We start from the raw sequence: 18,003 nt of genomic DNA on the forward strand, positions 1-18,003 counted from the left end.
TTCTTTTGGTTCGAATGTCTCGCAGCTGTAATGATACATTCTTCATCTACTTGATTAACTCTTCGTTATTAATTCTTAATGATACTTGCCAATTGCTTAATACGTCGTTCATCAGGGGTTACGAATAGGGTCTTCTGATGGTCATAGATGACAAAACCAGGTTTCGATCCACTTGGTTTACGTACATGACGGATTAACGTCGTATCGACAGGTACACTACTTGATTCTTTGGCTTGGCTGTAATAGGCCGCTAACTGAGCAGCTTCCTCAAGAGTAGCTTCCCCGAACTCTTCGCTACGAATGACAACGTGTGAGCCTGGGATATCTTTCGTGTGCAGCCAAGTGTCATTTGGACCAGCTAAACGATTCGTAACATACTCGTTTTGCAGATTGTTTTTACCCACGTAAATATCGATTCCTTCTGAAGAAGTAAATACATGCAACGTAGGGCGATCTGTTTTCTTTTTGACTTTTTTCTTCTTATTCTTCTTACTTCGATCTCGCAAATATTGCTGCTGAACCAATTCCTCACGAATTTCTTCAATGTCGTTCATGGAAGCATGGGCGAGTTGTTGCAATAATTCATCCATGTATCGAATTTCTTCGCGAGTCTTCTGCAACTGTTCATCGATGATAACGAGACTGTTTTTATATTTATTATATTTTTTGAAATATCGTTGTGCATTATCAGAAGGGCTTAATAGCGGATCAAGTGGGACCGTAATCGTCGCCTGTTCTTCATCATAGAAATTAATTAACTGAGCGGATGAGTCCCCTTTATTGATCGTGTGAAGGGATGCAAAGATAAGTTCACCCCAGATCCGATATTGATCGGCATCCCCAGCTTCGAGTAAGTCTTCGTTTAGATGATCAAGCTTTTTAATATTCTTGGTTCGCTCATTGGTGAGAAACCGAAGTAGGTCACTTACCTTCTGCTTAACCGTATCCCGTTCGGCTTTATCTCCGTAGAACTCCTCCATACATTCGCTGATGGTATTGTAAGGGGTAACCTCACCATCTACCATCATAAGAGGGATAGCAGAGAATACTAACTTCCCTTTAGCATTAGTCCCGATGACAGGATGATAATCGTGGAGCCTTACAGATTCCATGACCTGGGAAAAGGCCTCCCATAGAATCAGAGGATCCATTCCTTCTACCGCTGTCGCTACATCAAGCTTTTGACGTGCGCGAAATACGATCTCTTGTGCAATTAATGGACTAATCCCACTGAAAGAAGCGACAATCCAAGAGATAGGTTCTTGATCTGTTTCTTTTTCATTAAAAGTTTGCGTGAATGTCTCTTGATCGATTTCAAGAGGATTCAGCTTATTTTGTTCTGGGGGTTCTGTATAAGCGACACCTGGCATGACAATGCGGAAACTGCTTATCGCAGGCGTGACATGGTGGATCCCATCTAAGATCATCCCGGTCGAAGCATCCATCAGAATAATATTACTGTGACGACCCATCAACTCAATAATTATTTTCTTCAAGGATACATCCCCAAGCTCGTCCCGTTGACGAATAGAGATGTGTATCACTCGCTCCATCCCTACTTGTTGAATATCTTCGATCGTGCCACTCTCACAGTGTTTACGCATCAACATACAAAACATAGGTGCTTCTGTGGGGTTCAGAAAGCTCCTTGATGTGACTTGTACGCGAGGATAAGTCGGATTGACCGAGAGTAATAATTTAGAATTCCCTTCTCTAGAACGCAGAGTGAAAAGAATATCGCGGTTATTTGGTTGATATATTTTGTTAATGCGGGCACCTTTATATACTTGTAGTTCTTGTACAATAGCCCTTGTTACGATCCCATCTAATGCCATAATCTATATCTCCCATCTATCATGAATAAGCATGATTCCATCATTTGAGTTGTGCTTGTTGTATCTCGTTTAATATGGTCTTTCTCTATGATGCCATAGTTCGGACAAAAACTTAAGGGGTTAGTCTGTGATATTTTAACCCCTGTCCGAATATTATTACGTTATAACAGGTGGAAAAGCTGTTGCTCCACCGAAACTGCAGATAGACCGGGAGGGAACGGATAGCATGGAATTGAAAAAATGGCATCAGATGGATGCGGAAGAACTGCAGCATGTGATGGGTGTTCAACCGCAACAAGGCCTCACGGAAGAGGAAGTGAAACAAGCCAGGGAGAAGAATGGCTTGAATGAGTTGACCGAAGGAAAACGTATCTCCCCTATTATTCTCTTTTTGAACCAATTCAAAGATTTCATGGTTGTTGTATTAATGGGGGCAACCCTAATATCTGGGCTGTTAGGTGAATATTTAGACGCTATAACGATTATTGCTATTATTCTTTTAAATGGTGTACTGGGATTTGTTCAAGAATTTCGTGCAGAGCGTTCGCTTCGTGCACTCAAACAGTTATCTGCACCAAGCGCCAAAGTATTACGAGGAGGCAAATTAGACGTTATATCAACGCGCCTCTTAGTACCTGGGGATGTTGTTTTATTAGAAAGTGGCGATCGAGTTCCAGCCGATGTGCGTTGGATTGAGACAAGCAGCTGTAGTATTGAGGAATCTGCACTGACGGGGGAATCCTTACCCGTTACGAAACATTGCCAAGTCATAAGTGAAGAAGACGTACCGCTCGGCGATCAGAAAAATATTGGGTTCATGGGTACAATGATGACTCGTGGTACGGCCAAGGGGATTGTTGTACGTACGGGGATGAACACGGAAATGGGTAAAATCGCTGATCTGATCCAGAATACCGAATCCATGGAAACGCCTTTACAACATCGATTAGAACAGCTTGGTAAAATTCTGATTATTCTATCTTTGGCATTGACCATTATGGTCGTGGCTGCAGGTATTTTACACGGACAGCCCCCTATGGGGATGTTGCTAGCTGGAGTCAGTTTGGCCGTTGCTGCTATTCCTGAAGGATTACCTGCTATCGTTACAGTGGCGTTGGCACTTGGTGTACAACGGATGATTAAACGTAAAGCGATCGTTCGTAAATTACCTTCTGTTGAGACCCTTGGGTGTGCATCTGTGATCTGCTCGGATAAGACAGGAACGTTAACTCAGAATAAGATGACTGTTACGTCCGTATGGGTAGGCGGTAGATCTTTGGAGGTTACAGGGGACGGTTACGCTCCGATTGGACAAATTCTAGAAGGAAAACGTCCTGTAGACATTAATAATGATCAAAGCCTGCGTAGATTACTTCAGATCAGTGCGTTGTGCAATAACTCTGAGATTGTAGAGAACGTTTCTGAAGAGACACGTGGGAAGAAGAAGTTGAAAGAGGAGAGCGGAACTTCATCTTCATGGGATTTAAAGGGAGACCCTACAGAAGGGGCGCTTGTAACTCTTTCATCCAAAATGGGAATGTCTCCACATTCGCTAGGAAGTATGTATACACGTGAGAAAGAGTTCCCTTTCGATTCGGAACGAAAGCTTATGTCTGTTATTGTGAATCATCAGGGAGGAAGACTCCTATACACCAAGGGAGCACCTGATGTGTTACTGAACCAATGTTCTTACATCCTGTGGGGAGGAAAGGTTATTCCATTCACAGGGATGATGCGTAAGCAAGTGTTGACTGCAAATGAAGAAATGGCTTCTGGTGCACTACGAGTGCTAGGTACGGCGTATCGGGAATTACGTCCGCAAGAAAAAGTAGCCAGCGAATCAGAAGCTGAATCACAACTCATCTTCGTCGGACTTGCTGGGATGATTGATCCACCAAGACGTGAAGTGAGAGACTCCATAGCAACATGTCGCCGCGCTGGGATTAAGACGGTAATGATTACAGGTGACCATGGCACGACAGCGGAAGCTATCGCTCAACAACTGGGCATTCTGCCTAGGGGTGGAATCGCTGTATCTGGACAGGAATTGTCACGATTAAGTGATGATGAACTGGATGCGAAGGTAGACCATATCTATGTCTATGCACGAGTATCTCCAGAACATAAGCTTCGCATCGTTAAGTCGTTACAGCGTAAAGGTCATGTGGTAGCTATGACGGGGGATGGAGTGAACGATGCTCCTGCGATCAAAGCAGCTGATATCGGTATTGCCATGGGTATAACGGGAACCGATGTAACTAAGGAAGCATCATCTTTAATTCTGAGTGATGATAATTTCTCTACGATTGTAGCTGCGATTGAAGAAGGGCGTAACATTTATGAGAATATCCGTAAATTTATTCGCTATCTATTGGCTTCAAATGTGGGGGAAATTTTAACGATGTTCTTTGCAATGATGCTTGCTCTTCCACTACCGCTTTTACCGATTCAAATCCTTTGGGTCAATCTTGTTACGGATGGGTTACCCGCTATGGCTTTAGGTGTTGACCAACCCGAGAAAGATTTGATGGAGCATAAACCGCGGGGTGCTAAAGAGAATATATTTGCTCGACGTCTTGGATGGAAAATTATTAGCCGTGGATTTCTAATCGGGATATGTACGTTAGCTGCATTTTGGCTTACATTACGTGTCGCTCCAGATCAACCTGGACAGTTATTAAAGGCACAATCGGTTGCATTTGCCACATTAGTCATGGCCCAATTATTTCATGTATTCGATTGCCGTAGTTCACGTTCCGTGTTCCATCGTAATCCGTTCCAGAATAAATATTTGGTTCTGGCTGTTCTATCTTCGATTCTTCTTATGTTGGGTGTGTTCTATATTGAACCCCTTCAACCTATATTCAAAACCGTTCCACTTGGATTGCGTGAATGGGCCATTACACTAGTGGCAGCAGGTATTCCGACGTTCTTGATGGGGGCTGGTAGTGTCTGGGGAGGAAGAAAAAATAGAAGTGGTGGGGCACAACGCGTCGTGGCAAAAAGTACAAAGATTTCAGCATAAAATCAATAGATTCGCTCTACGATTGTAGGGTATGCTATTTTACAGTAGTTGTAGATGCTGTAGAGGAGCGAAATAGAAATGGAATTTACAAAAATGCACGGATTAGGGAATGACTTTATAGTTGTCTATGGGGAGCAGGAGCTTCCGCAGAATGCGGGGGAGTTAGCTGTTAATTTATGTAATAGATTCTTCGGTATTGGTGCTGACGGACTTGTATATATACTGCCTTCAGAGATTGCGAATTTTCGGATGCGTATTATGAATTCAGATGGGTCTGAAGCAGAGCAGTGTGGAAATGCGATTCGTTGTGTGGCGAAGTATGTGTATGATCACGGGTATGTTACGGATGATCGGATTACGATTGAAACGTTAAGAGCGGGAGCTCAACATGTACACCTTCAAGTGAAGGATGGAAATGTAGAGAAAGTAACCGTAGATATGGGTGAACCTATGCTTGATGGTATTCAAATTCCAACAACACTTATGGCTAATCCAATCGTGAATCATCCGCTTGAGGTAGATGGTCAACAGTTTCATTTTACAGCGGTATCTATGGGGAACCCACACTGTGTGATTTACGTGGATGACGCGGTATCGTTTGATCTGGCGAAATGGGGTCCACCGCTTGAGGTACATCCATACTTCCCTAAAAAGGTTAATGTAGAATTCGCGACTGTACATGATCGTGGACATGTGGATATGCGTGTATGGGAACGTGGCGCAGGTCCAACATTAGCTTGTGGAACAGGAGCCTGTGCTACGCTTGTCTCATCCGTATTGAATGGAATGACTGATCGCTCTGCAGTGATTAGCCTTAAGGGTGGCGACTTGTTCATTGAATGGAACGAAGATGACAACCATGTGTATATGACAGGACCAGCATCTGTAGTGTATACAGGAAAGATAGACGTGTAAGAGACGAGACACTATGCCAGGTGTTATCATATATTAATTTTAGCTTGTAGCCCGGAGTATCGAGAGATATTAGGCTACAAGCTTTTCTATTCTCTCATTATGTAGGAAGAAGCGGGCGCGTTTTTACTAAATTATTTTTCTGATTTTACCTTATCTTTACTAGTAATCTGTGATACATTAATACGAAACTGTGAACAGGGATGGAGGGAAATCATGAAACCGGATTTGCGACAAGCATGGGAGAATAATGTACTGATCGGGGACGGAGCGATGGGTACTTTTTTATATCAAATGGGTTTTTCTGTAGGCATTTCTTATGAAGAATTAAATCTGACTGCTCCAGAGGTCATTATGGATGTTCACCGTCGATATGTGGACGTAGGTTCTCAGGTGTTGGAGTCCAATACCTTCTCTGCCAACTATGATAAATTGTCTAAGTATGGATTGGAATCGAAGGTAGATGAGATTAACCGAGCAGGCGTGAGGATTGCCAGAAATGCAGCAGGTCCAAATGGATATGTGCTGGGTGCTGTGGGTTCTATTCGTGGCGGGAAGCGTACCAACGTTTCCACAAAGGAGTTGAAGACTCATTTTGAGCAACAAATATCTTCTCTTCTTACAGAAGGCGTGGACGGTATATTGTTAGAGACGTTCTATGATGTTGAAGAGTTAATGATTGCACTATCCCGCGTACGTAAAGTTAGTGATCTACCTGTATTATGCCAGTTCGCTGTAGAAGATGTCGCACGAACTTTGGATGGATATACGATGCCAGAAGCATTACATATTTTACGGCAAGAAGGTGCTGATGTGATTGGCTTCAATTGCCGTTCAGGTCCAAACGGGTTGCTACGAGCTGTTGAAAGCCTGGAGGGGCATTTAACGATACCCGTCTCTGTATTTCCAAATGCAGGGGTTGCAGATTATGTTGATGGTGAAATTCGGTATACGGCAACACCGGAGTATTTTGGTCAAATGGCTGTGCGATTTGCAGATTTGGGTGCTCGACTTATTGGGGGATGTTGCGGAACAACTCCTGAACATATTAAAGAGATGTCACGTGCACTAACCAATTATATTCCCAAGCCTATTCCGAAAACCCCCGTGTTAGAGCAGCCGGTGCCACATATAATACATGAGCATATCACTGATGATGGAGACGATGATCGTGAACCAACGATTGTTGATCTTGTTAAGAAACGGCATACGGTTATAGTAGAGCTAGATCCTCCACGTGATCTGGATATTAATAAATTTATGCTTGGAGCAAAGGCGTTGAAGGAAGCGGGTTGTGATGCACTCACATTGGCAGATAATTCCCTTGCAGTGACCCGGATGAGTAACATGGCTTTAGGTTACTTAATACAAGATCAGACAGGAATGCGACCGTTAATTCATATTGCGTGTAGAGATCGTAACTTGATTGGTACACAATCGCACTTAATGGGATTTGATGCTCTTGGCATCGACCATGTTCTTGCGGTTACAGGAGACCCTGCTAAATTTGGGGATTTGCCGGGGTCAAGTTCTGTCTATGATTTAACTTCTTTCGAAATTATACGAATGATCAAACAGCTGAATGATGGTATAGCCTTCTCCGGAAAACCATTGAAGCAGAAAGCTAACTTCGTGGTAGGGGCAGCTTTTAATCCAAATGTGAAGTATCTGGATAAAGCAGTACAACGGTTAGAGAAGAAAATTGCTGCTGGCGCAGATTATATTATGACGCAACCTGTGTATGATCCCAAGTTAATAAGATCTATGAAGGAAGCTACAGCACACTTGGATATTCCAATTTTCCTTGGTATTATGCCGCTTGCAAGTGGTCGGAATGCCGAATACTTGCATAACGAGGTACCAGGTATTCAACTATCTGAAGAAGTTCGTTCACGCATGAGTGGTCTTGAAGGAGAAGAGGGTAGAGCGATGGGAGTTACCATTGCGAAAGAATTGATAGATGAGGCTATGAAATACTTTAATGGAATCTACATTATGACTCCTTTTATGTTTTATGGGATGAGTGTTGAATTGATGGAGTATGTGTGGCAGAAGTCTGGTCGAGAGCAGACCCCCTTGTTTCGTTCATAATTATCAATTACAATAGGTTAATGGATGTGGTGCCGATGTCATTCAGTATGACCGGATACGGTCAATCTACCCTGCAATATGGGGGATATAAGGTCGAAATAGAGATCAAATCCGTGAATCATCGTTACTGTGAAGTTGTACTCAGAATGCCTCGGGAATGGACGTGCTTCGAGGATGTTCTGAAGAAGACGGTACAGCAGTACGTGAAACGCGGACGGATTGATATTTACATGAATAAAGAGGCGGAATTAGAAAATGCAGCATTCGCTACATTAAATCATTCCGCCGTAAAGGCGTATTTGCAAGCTGTTGATGATCTTCATACCCAATATGGTCTAGAAGGTCAGTTAACAGTGAAGGATATACTCGCTCTTCCTGATGTTCTGCTCTCCCCTGATGGTTCGTCTTCTGCTGAAGAGGATATAGAGGCATGGGGTGAAGTTCTTCAGGAAGGACTTCGGAAGGCTCTTGATAGCTTGAAGGCCATGCGCTGCAAAGAAGGGCTTCATTTAGCACAGGATATTGATCAACGATTGCAGCATTTACAGATTCTACATGATGAGATGGTAGTTCTTGCACCCCATGTGGTGGAGGAACATCGAGCTAAGCTCAGACAAAGACTTTCTGAACTGAAGGATCATTCATTGGGTTTAGATGAATATAAGTTCGGAATGGAAATTGCTCTTTATGCGGATCGTTCCAATATTGACGAAGAATTAATTCGACTGCAAAGTCATCTTAAGCAGTGCAAGGAATTACTTCTTGCGGACGAAAGTATCGGTCGAAAGTTAGATTTTCTTATTCAAGAAATGAACAGGGAAGTCAACACGATCGGATCAAAAGCTAATCATTTACCTCTGGTAAACCGTGTTGTTGAGATGAAAGCGGAACTAGAGAAAATTCGAGAACAAGTAGCGAATATTGAATAAGCATCATGCATTTACGGACAGAGTTGTGTCAAATGTATAGGGGGAAGAACTGAGATATGGCAATCAAACTCATTAACATCGGCTTCGGGAACATTGTATCAGCTAACCGTATTATTTCAATCGTTAGCCCGGAATCTGCGCCCATTAAACGGATTATCCAGGAAGCGAGAGACCGGCATATGCTGATCGATGCAACCTACGGACGCCGGACGAGAGCTGTCATTATTACAGACAGTGATCATGTCATATTATCAGCGGTACAACCGGAGACGGTTGCTCATCGTCTATCCAGCAAAGATGATGATAATGACGAATAAGATGGAGAGTAATATGTCTAAAGGATTATTAATTGTGTTATCTGGTCCTTCTGGGGTCGGAAAAGGTACTGTATGTAACGCGTTAAGAGGTAAGATGGATAATTTAGTATATTCCGTGTCTGCAACGACACGTTCTCCTCGCCTTGGTGAAGAGAACGGAGTGAATTATTTCTTTAAGTCTCATGATGAGTTTCAATTCATGATGCAGAATGATCAACTTTTAGAATATGCTGAATATGTTGGTAACTATTATGGAACACCCCGTGATTTCGTTGAAAGAACCCTCGAGAGTGGTAAAGATATCATACTGGAGATTGAAGTGCAGGGTGCGCTTGAAGTGAAAGAGAAGTTTCCAGAAGGCATATTTATTTTCCTTCTTCCGCCGTCGTTGGATGAGTTGAAGGATCGTATATGTGGTCGAGGAACGGAGAGTCAGGCTACAATTGATCATAGACTTTCGGTTGCGGTTGACGAGATCGGTTTAATGGGACACTATGACTATGCTGTAATGAACGATGAGATTGATGCAGCATGCAAACGAATAGAATCTATTGTTATTGCCGAACATTGTAAGGTTAGAAGTAGTCGATGTTAAGTCTGTTTCTATTGAACTTCATAATAAAAGAAGAGGTGTCCTATCATGTTATATCCTTCCATTGATGAAATGATGAACAAAGTTGACAGTAAGTATTCGTTGGTTGTAGCTTCGTCCCGTCGTGCAAGACAATTGCGTGAAGGTGGCAAAACAACGATTAAAGATCCTAAATCCAATAAAAATGTTGGCATTGCACTGGAAGAAATATATGCTGATCTAATCGTTATTGAACCAGGAACTGCGGAAGAGAACAACAAGTAATTTCATTTATATTAGCAAGTTTACGTATGGTTACTGTAATGACAGTATGTAGTCTTGTTACCCAACAACCGTAAGGTTGTTGTTTTTTTTCAAATTTCTTATATGTTCAAAAGAAACGGGTACCGTCCTTATTATAGGGTGGCAAGCCGTTTCTTCTTATGTATTCCAGATAAAAAGGTGGGGGTATTCATGTTAAACGGTAAAAAAATAGTGCTTGGCGTTACCGGTGGAATTGCGGCCTATAAAGCAGCTGCGCTGTGCAGTAAACTTGTGCAAAAAGGTGCAGATGTACATGTTATTATGACAAGTTCAGCACAACAATTCATAACGGAACTCACATTGCAGTCGCTATCTAAAAACCCGGTGTACAGTGATACTTTTGACGAACGTGAACCTTCGGTCGTTTCCCATATTAATTTGGCGGATCTAGCGGATCTGGTGATTGTGGCTCCTGCTACGGCTAATATGATAGCTAAAATGGCCCATGGACTCGCTGATGATATGTTATCGACCACTTTGTTAGCTACAATGGCTCCTATTATGGTGGCACCCGCTATGAATGTGCATATGTACCAGCATCCTGCTGTCGTTGAGAACATGAGAATTCTTGCTTCGCGAGGCGTATCTTTCATAGAACCAGGTGAAGGTTTATTAGCTTGTGGTTATGTTGGCAAAGGACGTATGGAAGAGCCTGAAAGTATTGTAAAAGTAATAGAGCAATTTTTCGCTGATAAATCGGCTGACGAATCGATAGATAAACCTAAACCATTAAAAGGTAAGAAGATCATCGTTACCGCAGGTGGAACCATTGAGCGAATTGACCCTGTTCGTTACATTACGAATGATTCTTCAGGGAAAATGGGAATAGCGATTGCTAAAGTAGCTCGTGATATGGGAGCAGAAGTATACCTTGTGGTAGGACACATTGATGTGGCACCCCCAACGGATATACATGTGATCCCCGTTCAGTCTGCCCAAGATATGTATGACGCGATTCTAGCATTGTGGGAAGAGTGTGATGTGGTCATCAAAGCTGCAGCAGTGGCGGATTACCGTCCGCGAATGACAGCGAATCAGAAGCTGAAGAAGCAAGGTGATGTGATGACACTTGATCTAGTGAAAACGGTCGATATTCTGGAGCAGTTAGGCCAATTAAAGACTTCACAGTTTCTAATAGGGTTTGCAGCTGAGACTAATGATGTGGAAGTTTATTCACGTGAAAAGCTAATTCGAAAAAATTGCGATCTGATGGTAGCTAACGATGTTACTACAGAAGGGGCAGGGTTTCGATCCGATACAAACATTGTGCAAATTATCGATAGAAATGGCCTTGTGGAACAATTGCCAATGCTCTCTAAAGAAGAAGTTGCACATCGATTACTGACGATTATGGCAGAACGATTAAGTGGTGTTCACTCTTGACACAAATAGCCAAGGTCGTAGTCGATGTTCCTGCTCGGGGAACCGATCGTCCGTTCGACTACTTAATTCCAGAGTCCATGCGAGATTGGGTAGAAGTGGGAAGCCGAGTCGGCGTACCCTTTGGTCATCGAACAGTTCAAGGATTCGTAGTATCGCTAGATCCACAATCACAGACGTCTAATTTCAAAATGAAACCGATCCAGGAAGTACTAGATATTATTCCTCCTCTATCACTAGACCTTGTTGAGTTAGCTCATTGGATGAGTCAGGAGTACGCTTGTCGTTACATTACCGCATTACAGGTTATGGTACCTACTGCATTAAAAGGAAAAGCAGAACGTCATATTTCTTTGAACGATTCGGAGGTTTCCGAACAGGAGAAGGATAAATATAGCGATACACTTTTCCCCGAGACGTCACTCGTAAATAAGGAAGAGCAGGAAATTATATCTTTCATCAAGCAAAAACGTGAAGTAACGACGCAACAATTAAGTCGGGCTTTTCCAGAATGTGCTGTTATATTGAAATCTCTACTACAGCGAGGTATTTTGCAGGAGAATCAGTCTATTAAGGATAAGATGCAGAAGAAAACGCTGAAAGGCATTCATTTGGCTGTTAGTATTGAAGATGCTCACCATATTATTAATCAATTTCCAGCAAAGGCTATGCGTCAGAAGGAAGTACTTCAATTTATTGTGGACTCAAAGGACTTTCTACCCGTCGCTATGAAGACGATTATGTCTGCTCTTCAAGTGTCATCAGGAACAGTAAAAAGTCTAGCTGACAAAGGGTATGTGACTATCGAAGATTATGAAGTACTAAGAGATCCCTATAAGGGTCGTCACTTCAAACCAACGACACCACTAACATTGACGGAAGAACAACGACGCGCTTATGATCAGATTATAGAGCCTTTGAATTCTTATAAGCATGGTGTATTTCTTCTTCATGGGGTAACAGGGAGTGGGAAGACGGAGGTCTATTTACAAAGTATTCAACGTTGTTTGGAGCAAAAGAGACAGGCTATTGTTCTCGTTCCTGAGATATCGTTGACACCTCAAATGGTGGAACGGTTTAAAGGGCGTTTCGGTGATCTCGTTGCGGTGATGCATAGTCGATTATCTGGCGGAGAACGTTACGATGAATGGCGTAAAATCCGTGAAGGAAAGGCTTCGGTCGTGGTAGGTGCTCGTTCCGCAGTCTTTGCTCCATTTGATAACTTGGGTTTAATCATTATGGATGAAGAGCATGAAACGTCTTATAAGCAAGAGGAGAGTCCGAAATATCATGCCAGAAATGTCGCTGTACGTCGTGCGCAACAGTCTGGAGCTGTCGTTATTTTAGGTTCTGCAACACCTTCCTTGGAGACTTATCATGCAGCTAAATCCCAAGCGAATTCAGATTTCTCACCATGGCTACTTGAAATGCCAACACGTGCATTAGGGAATGAATTACCTGCTGTACAAGTTGTTGATATGAGAGAAGAATTACGTGCAGGTAATCGTTCCATGTTCAGTCGGTCTTTACATGAAGCTATTCTTTCGAGGTTAGAAAAGAAAGAGCAGATGGTATTACTACTGAATCGACGTGGATACTCCACGTTTGTCATGTGCCGTGGATGTGGTTATGTGGCTGGATGTCCTGAATGTGATATTTCACTGACGTTTCATCAGAAGTCGAATAATTTACGTTGCCATTACTGTGGATATGCAGAACCTGTTCCTGAAGTGTGCCCAGAGTGTGGTAGCGAGCATATTCGTTATTTTGGTACCGGAACACAGCGTGTGGAAGAAGAATTAGCGAAGCTGTTTCCTGGAATTCGAGTCATTCGGATGGATGTGGATACGACAACTGAAAAAGGCTCCCATGAGAAACTCCTGAAGCAGTTCGGAGATCGACAAGCAGATGTACTTCTAGGTACTCAAATGGTTGCAAAAGGATTAGACTTTCCTGATGTAACCCTTGTTGGGGTGATCACGGCTGATTCAGCGCTGAATTTACCTGACTTTCGTGCTGCCGAGAAAACATTCCAGCTCTTAACCCAGGTAGCGGGTCGCGCCGGTCGACATCAATTGCCTGGTGAGGTGTTAATTCAGTCATATACCCCTGAGCACTATTCTATTATCCATGCCAGTGGGCATGATTATTCCTCTTTTGTCAGAGAAGAATTCAATCATCGTCGTGTTCTTCATTACCCACCGTATTGTCGATTAATATTGGTAACGATGTCGCATGAACAGCTTCCGCTTCTTGTTAGGATGGCTGAGAATATGGCTTCTACCCTCCAAGGAAAAGCTAGACAACGAGGATGGTTCGGTAATCTCGATCAATTAACAGCCGATGCGCTAGATGTACTGGGACCTGTCGCTTCACCGATTCCAAGGATTAAAAATAGATACAGATTCCAATGTATGATAAAATGGCGTGGGGACATCGATGCAATTGGGCTTGTCTTAGAAGCTGCGGAACAGATTGAAGATTCGCTCCACGATAAGATATTTCAGATTAGTATAGATATAGATCCCCAAATGTTAATGTGAGTAACATATAATAAGATAAAAACGTATAATTATACATGAGACTTTTGTTGAGGAAGGTGTTTGTTAAAATGGCAATTCGCATCATTGTTATGGAGCCTGATGAAGTACTTCACCAGGTGGCGAAAGAAGTTAAGAAGATTACACCAAATGTTCAGAAATTATTGAATGATATGGCTGATACGATGTACGATGCTGAAGGTGTAGGTCTTGCCGCACCTCAAGTTGGTATATTGAAGCGATTAATTGTAGTAGATGTAGGGGACGAGAAAGGACTCATCAAGTTGATCAATCCTGAGATTGTATCATCTGAAGGAGAACAGTTCGGTCCAGAAGGCTGTCTGAGTATTCCAGGGATTAATGGTGATGTAAGACGAGCTGAGACTGTTACAATAAAGGGTCTTGATCCAGATGGTAAGGAAGTAACGATAACAGGAAGCGGGCTTTTAGCGCGATGCTTCTTGCACGAAATAGATCATTTGAATGGTGTTATCTTTACTGATATCGCAGAGAAAGTATATGAACAAATTCCAGAACGGCTTGGAAAGGAATGACGGCTTCATGAATATCGTATTTATGGGAACACCGGCATTTGCAGTTCCAAGCTTGCGAATGTTGCTTGAGAATGGGTACAACGTTGTCGCAGTTGTGACTCAGCCTGATCGCCCACAGGGACGTAAACGAGTTCTTACTCCAACACCTGTGAAGGAAGTTGCTCTTGAATATGGGTTGCCTGTATTACAACCGCAACGTATGCGTAATCCTGAAGCCGTTGCAGAGCTCGCAACCTACCAACCCGATCTGATTGTGACAGCAGCTTATGGACAGATTCTACCCAAAGGGGTGCTAGATCTACCATCTCGTGGATGTGTGAATATTCACGGTTCTCTGCTGCCTAAGTATAGAGGGGGAGCACCTATTCAACGTTCAATTATGAATGGCGAATCGGTGACGGGTATTACGCTTATGTATATGGCTGAAGGATTAGATACGGGTGACATGATTGCACAAGTAGAAATCGCTATTGAAGAAGAGGATAATTCGGGAACGATATTTGAGAAACTCAGTCACGTAGGAGCAACTTTGCTTCAAAGAGAACTTCCTAATCTTCTCGAAGGAGAAGTGACTAGAATTCCACAGAACGATGAAGAAGCAACCTATTCTCCTAACCTCAAACGTGAGGATGAGCAAATAGATTGGAATCGTAGCTCTCGTGACATTTTTAATCAAGTTCGAGGATTAGTTCCATTCTCTGGAGCTTTTACAATGTGGGATGGTGAAGTGTTTAAAGTATGGGCAGCTCGTCCATCTTCTGAATCCACATCACATGAGTTAAAAGTTCCTGGTACTGTTCTTCAATTGAGTGAACATGGCATAGAAGTCAAGACAGGCGACGGGTCGGTATGGCTTACTAAAGTGCAGCCAAGTGGGAAGAAAGTGTTGGAAGTCGATGCGTTCATTCGCGGAACCAGCATGGTTGAAGGAACGGTGCTTACATGAGTAATAGTCGTAAACCGCCTAAAGGTCATATTCTTACAGCTCGTGAATTAGCGATGGATGTCCTGACTCGGGTGGAACAAGAAGGGGCATATAGTAATCTACAGCTCAATGCTGGATTACAGAGAGCTTCGCTTATTCGAGAAGATGCTGCACTAGCAACGGAATTGGTGTACGGTACGATAGCGCGCCTAAACACGTTGGATTATTTCTTGAGACGTTATGTCAGTAAAGGGATGGACAAGCTTCAGCCTTGGGTACGAAGTTTATTACGAATGAGTTTATACCAATTGATGTACTTGGATCGCATTCCTCCTCACGCTGTAGTGAATGAAGCCGTTAATATTGCTAAGATTCGTGGACATCAAGGGATATCAGGCATGGTTAATGGTGTGTTACGCAGTGTTCTGCGGGGTAAAGATGAATTAATCTTGCCCGAAGGTCTGACACCTCTGGAGAGAATATCGTTAGAACAGTCACATCCAAGGTGGTTGGTAAAACGTTGGATCAAACAATATGGGGAACAGACAGCAGAAGCGATCTGTGCTGCGAACAATGAACCTCCGTCTATTAGTGTTCGTGTAAACACTACGATGATTAGTCGCGAGAAGTTATTGAAGGATATGGCAGAGCAAGGAATTGAAGCTATTCCTTCTCCGTTAACGTCAGAAGGGATACTCGTTAAAAGTGGAGGGAATATGGCCTTCACAGACTGGTATCGTGATGGACTCTTATCTGTTCAAGATGAGAGCTCTATGTTAGTTGCTGAAGCAGTTGGACCAACATCTGGAATGAAGATATTGGACTGCTGTGCCGCACCAGGTGGTAAAACAGTGCATATGGCTGAGTTAATGAAAGATGACGGATTAATTATTGCTAATGACCAATATCCACATAAAGAGAAGCTAATTCGTGAACAGGCAGACCGCCTTGGCCTGGCATCGATCGAGACAACCGTTGGGGATGCATTGGAGTTAAATAAGAAATATCCGGAAGCTTCCTTCGATCGCATATTGTTGGACGCCCCTTGTTCAGGACTCGGCGTTATTCGTCGAAAACCTGATTTGAAATGGACTAAAACGGTATCAGACATCGATGATATTGCAAACTTACAATATGAACTATTAGAGAAAATCTCTCCACTTTTGAAAGTGGGAGGGATTTTAGTATATAGCACATGTACGATTGAACCACAGGAGAATGAAGAGTTGATTCAACGCTTCTTGGATAATCATCCTGAGTTTGGCCATCCGAAGGAAGAACCTTCTGTATGGGCTGAATTACAGAAGGTGACAGGATCCCAGGGTCAAGGTATACAAATATTACCTCAACACTTTAGAAGTGACGGGTTCTTTATTACTCGAATGCAACGAAATTTCTAAATTGTTAAGGTTTAACTTGGCTTTTAGCTTCATTTAACCCGCTAGACTCAAGGTTTAGCGGGTTTTCTCTTTTATTGTTGCTTTTATTTGTGTTAAAATAGGAAGAATGAGAAACGATATGCATATGAATAAAACTAAGCAGGTGGGAAAATAATGAAACCGTTTATATATGATTACAACTTAGACGATCTACAAGCGTGGGCTAAAGAGAACGGTGAACCCGCTTTTCGTGCGGGTCAAATCTTTGATTGGGTATATGTCAAAAGAGTTAGCAATTTTCAAGAAATGAGCAATTTGTCTAAAGAGTTACGCCAGAAGCTGGAAGATCAATTCCAATTCGTAACCCTTTCTGAAATCACAAAGTTCGAGTCTAAAGATGGAACAGTGAAGTTTTTATTCGCACTAAATGATGATCATGCCATCGAGACGGTTGTTATGAAGCATAATTACGGTAACAGTGTCTGTGTAACGACGCAAGTCGGTTGCCGCGTTGGTTGTACCTTCTGTGCTTCAACATTAGGTGGACTGAAACGGGATTTAACAGCTGGTGAAATCGTGGCTCAAGTCGTCCAAGCTCAAAAAATATTGGATGCTAAAAATGAACGCGTCAGCAGTATTGTTATTATGGGTACGGGTGAACCCTTCGAGAATTATGATGCTACGATGAAATTTCTGCGGATCATGATTCATGAGAAAGGGTTAAATATTGGCCAACGCCACATTACTGTATCTACAAGTGGGATTGTTCCGAATATATACAAATTTGCTGATGAGAACACACAGATTAATCTGGCGATCTCTATTCACGCGCCGAATGATAAGTTGCGTTCTAAGCTAATGCCTGTAAATCGACGTTTTCCTTTTGATGACGTCATGGAGTCTTTAAGATATTATCAAGCTAAGACAGGTCGCAGAATATCTTTCGAGTATGCCTTAATCGGGGGCGTTAATGATCAACCTGAACATGCTCAAGAACTCGCAGAGGTTCTCAAAGATATGTTATGCCATGTTAACTTGATACCAGTCAACCATGTCCCTGAACGTAAATATGTACGCACATCACGTAGTGACATTTTTCAATTTCAACGAATTCTTGCGGAGAATGGAGTAAATGTAACCATTCGTCGTGAACAGGGCCACGATATCGCGGCCGCCTGTGGACAGCTACGGGCCAAGCATATGGAGTTGAGGTGAGATAAC

At 42.7% G+C, this 18,003-nt stretch carries 14 protein-coding genes; 13 read left to right on the top strand and 1 reads right to left on the bottom strand.

The window, feature by feature from the left end; translation table 11 throughout:
* Window positions 1-68: 68 nt before the first annotated feature.
* Window positions 69-1,835, bottom strand: a complete 1,767-nt coding sequence (locus AC1D69_RS01290) for an Rqc2 family fibronectin-binding protein (RefSeq protein WP_495454337.1) — start codon at window positions 1,833-1,835, stop codon at window positions 69-71.
* Between the two features lie 226 nt (window positions 1,836-2,061).
* Here AC1D69_RS01290 and AC1D69_RS01295 point away from each other — a divergent pair, with 226 nt between their 5' ends.
* From AC1D69_RS01295 to rlmN, 13 genes are all read left to right on the top strand, one after another.
* Window positions 2,062-4,860: a calcium-translocating P-type ATPase, SERCA-type gene (locus tag AC1D69_RS01295; protein WP_495454338.1), complete on the top strand. Its 2,799-nt coding sequence runs from the start codon at window positions 2,062-2,064 to the stop codon at window positions 4,858-4,860.
* Window positions 4,861-4,938: 78 nt separating this feature from the next.
* Entirely contained in the window at window positions 4,939-5,775 is an 837-nt protein-coding gene (gene dapF, locus AC1D69_RS01300; protein WP_495454339.1) for a diaminopimelate epimerase, read from the top strand.
* A gap of 213 nt (window positions 5,776-5,988) precedes the next feature.
* The gene (locus tag AC1D69_RS01305; RefSeq protein WP_495454340.1) at window positions 5,989-7,863 is read left to right on the top strand and encodes a bifunctional homocysteine S-methyltransferase/methylenetetrahydrofolate reductase; all 1,875 of its coding nucleotides are present in this window, start codon (window positions 5,989-5,991) and stop codon (window positions 7,861-7,863) included.
* Window positions 7,864-7,898: 35 nt separating this feature from the next.
* The gene (locus tag AC1D69_RS01310) at window positions 7,899-8,792 is read left to right on the top strand and encodes a YicC/YloC family endoribonuclease (RefSeq protein ID WP_495454341.1); all 894 of its coding nucleotides are present in this window, start codon (window positions 7,899-7,901) and stop codon (window positions 8,790-8,792) included.
* A gap of 56 nt (window positions 8,793-8,848) precedes the next feature.
* On the top strand, window positions 8,849-9,109 hold the full coding sequence (gene remA / locus AC1D69_RS01315; protein WP_006209218.1) for an extracellular matrix/biofilm regulator RemA: 261 nt from the start codon (window positions 8,849-8,851) through the stop codon (window positions 9,107-9,109).
* A 13-nt stretch (window positions 9,110-9,122) separates the two neighbouring features.
* Entirely contained in the window at window positions 9,123-9,704 is a 582-nt protein-coding gene (gmk, locus tag AC1D69_RS01320; protein ID WP_495454342.1) for a guanylate kinase, read from the top strand.
* Window positions 9,705-9,749: 45 nt separating this feature from the next.
* The gene (rpoZ, locus tag AC1D69_RS01325) at window positions 9,750-9,965 is read left to right on the top strand and encodes a DNA-directed RNA polymerase subunit omega (RefSeq protein ID WP_495454343.1); all 216 of its coding nucleotides are present in this window, start codon (window positions 9,750-9,752) and stop codon (window positions 9,963-9,965) included.
* Window positions 9,966-10,154: 189 nt separating this feature from the next.
* Complete coding sequence (gene coaBC / locus AC1D69_RS01330; RefSeq protein ID WP_495454344.1) at window positions 10,155-11,387, top strand: bifunctional phosphopantothenoylcysteine decarboxylase/phosphopantothenate--cysteine ligase CoaBC; 1,233 nt, start codon at window positions 10,155-10,157, stop codon at window positions 11,385-11,387.
* Window positions 11,384-13,927, top strand: coding sequence for a primosomal protein N' (gene priA / locus AC1D69_RS01335; RefSeq protein WP_495454345.1), 2,544 nt, complete (start codon window positions 11,384-11,386; stop codon window positions 13,925-13,927). Before coaBC ends, priA begins: the two co-directional genes overlap by 4 nt.
* Window positions 13,928-13,995: 68 nt before the next feature.
* On the top strand, window positions 13,996-14,478 hold the full coding sequence (gene def, locus AC1D69_RS01340) for a peptide deformylase (RefSeq protein WP_495454346.1): 483 nt from the start codon (window positions 13,996-13,998) through the stop codon (window positions 14,476-14,478).
* Window positions 14,479-14,485: 7 nt separating this feature from the next.
* Complete coding sequence (fmt, locus tag AC1D69_RS01345) at window positions 14,486-15,424, top strand: methionyl-tRNA formyltransferase (RefSeq protein ID WP_495454347.1); 939 nt, start codon at window positions 14,486-14,488, stop codon at window positions 15,422-15,424.
* The gene (gene rsmB / locus AC1D69_RS01350) at window positions 15,421-16,803 is read left to right on the top strand and encodes a 16S rRNA (cytosine(967)-C(5))-methyltransferase RsmB (protein WP_495454348.1); all 1,383 of its coding nucleotides are present in this window, start codon (window positions 15,421-15,423) and stop codon (window positions 16,801-16,803) included. The genes fmt and rsmB overlap by 4 nt, the downstream gene beginning before the upstream one ends.
* 153 nt (window positions 16,804-16,956) lie before the next feature.
* Window positions 16,957-17,997 carry a dual-specificity RNA methyltransferase RlmN gene (gene rlmN, locus AC1D69_RS01355; protein ID WP_495454349.1) on the top strand — a complete coding sequence of 347 codons (1,041 nt, stop codon included), beginning with the start codon at window positions 16,957-16,959 and terminating at the stop codon, window positions 17,995-17,997.
* The last annotated feature ends 6 nt before the right edge of the window (window positions 17,998-18,003 follow it).

The organism is Paenibacillus sp. Y301, assembly GCF_059445505.1.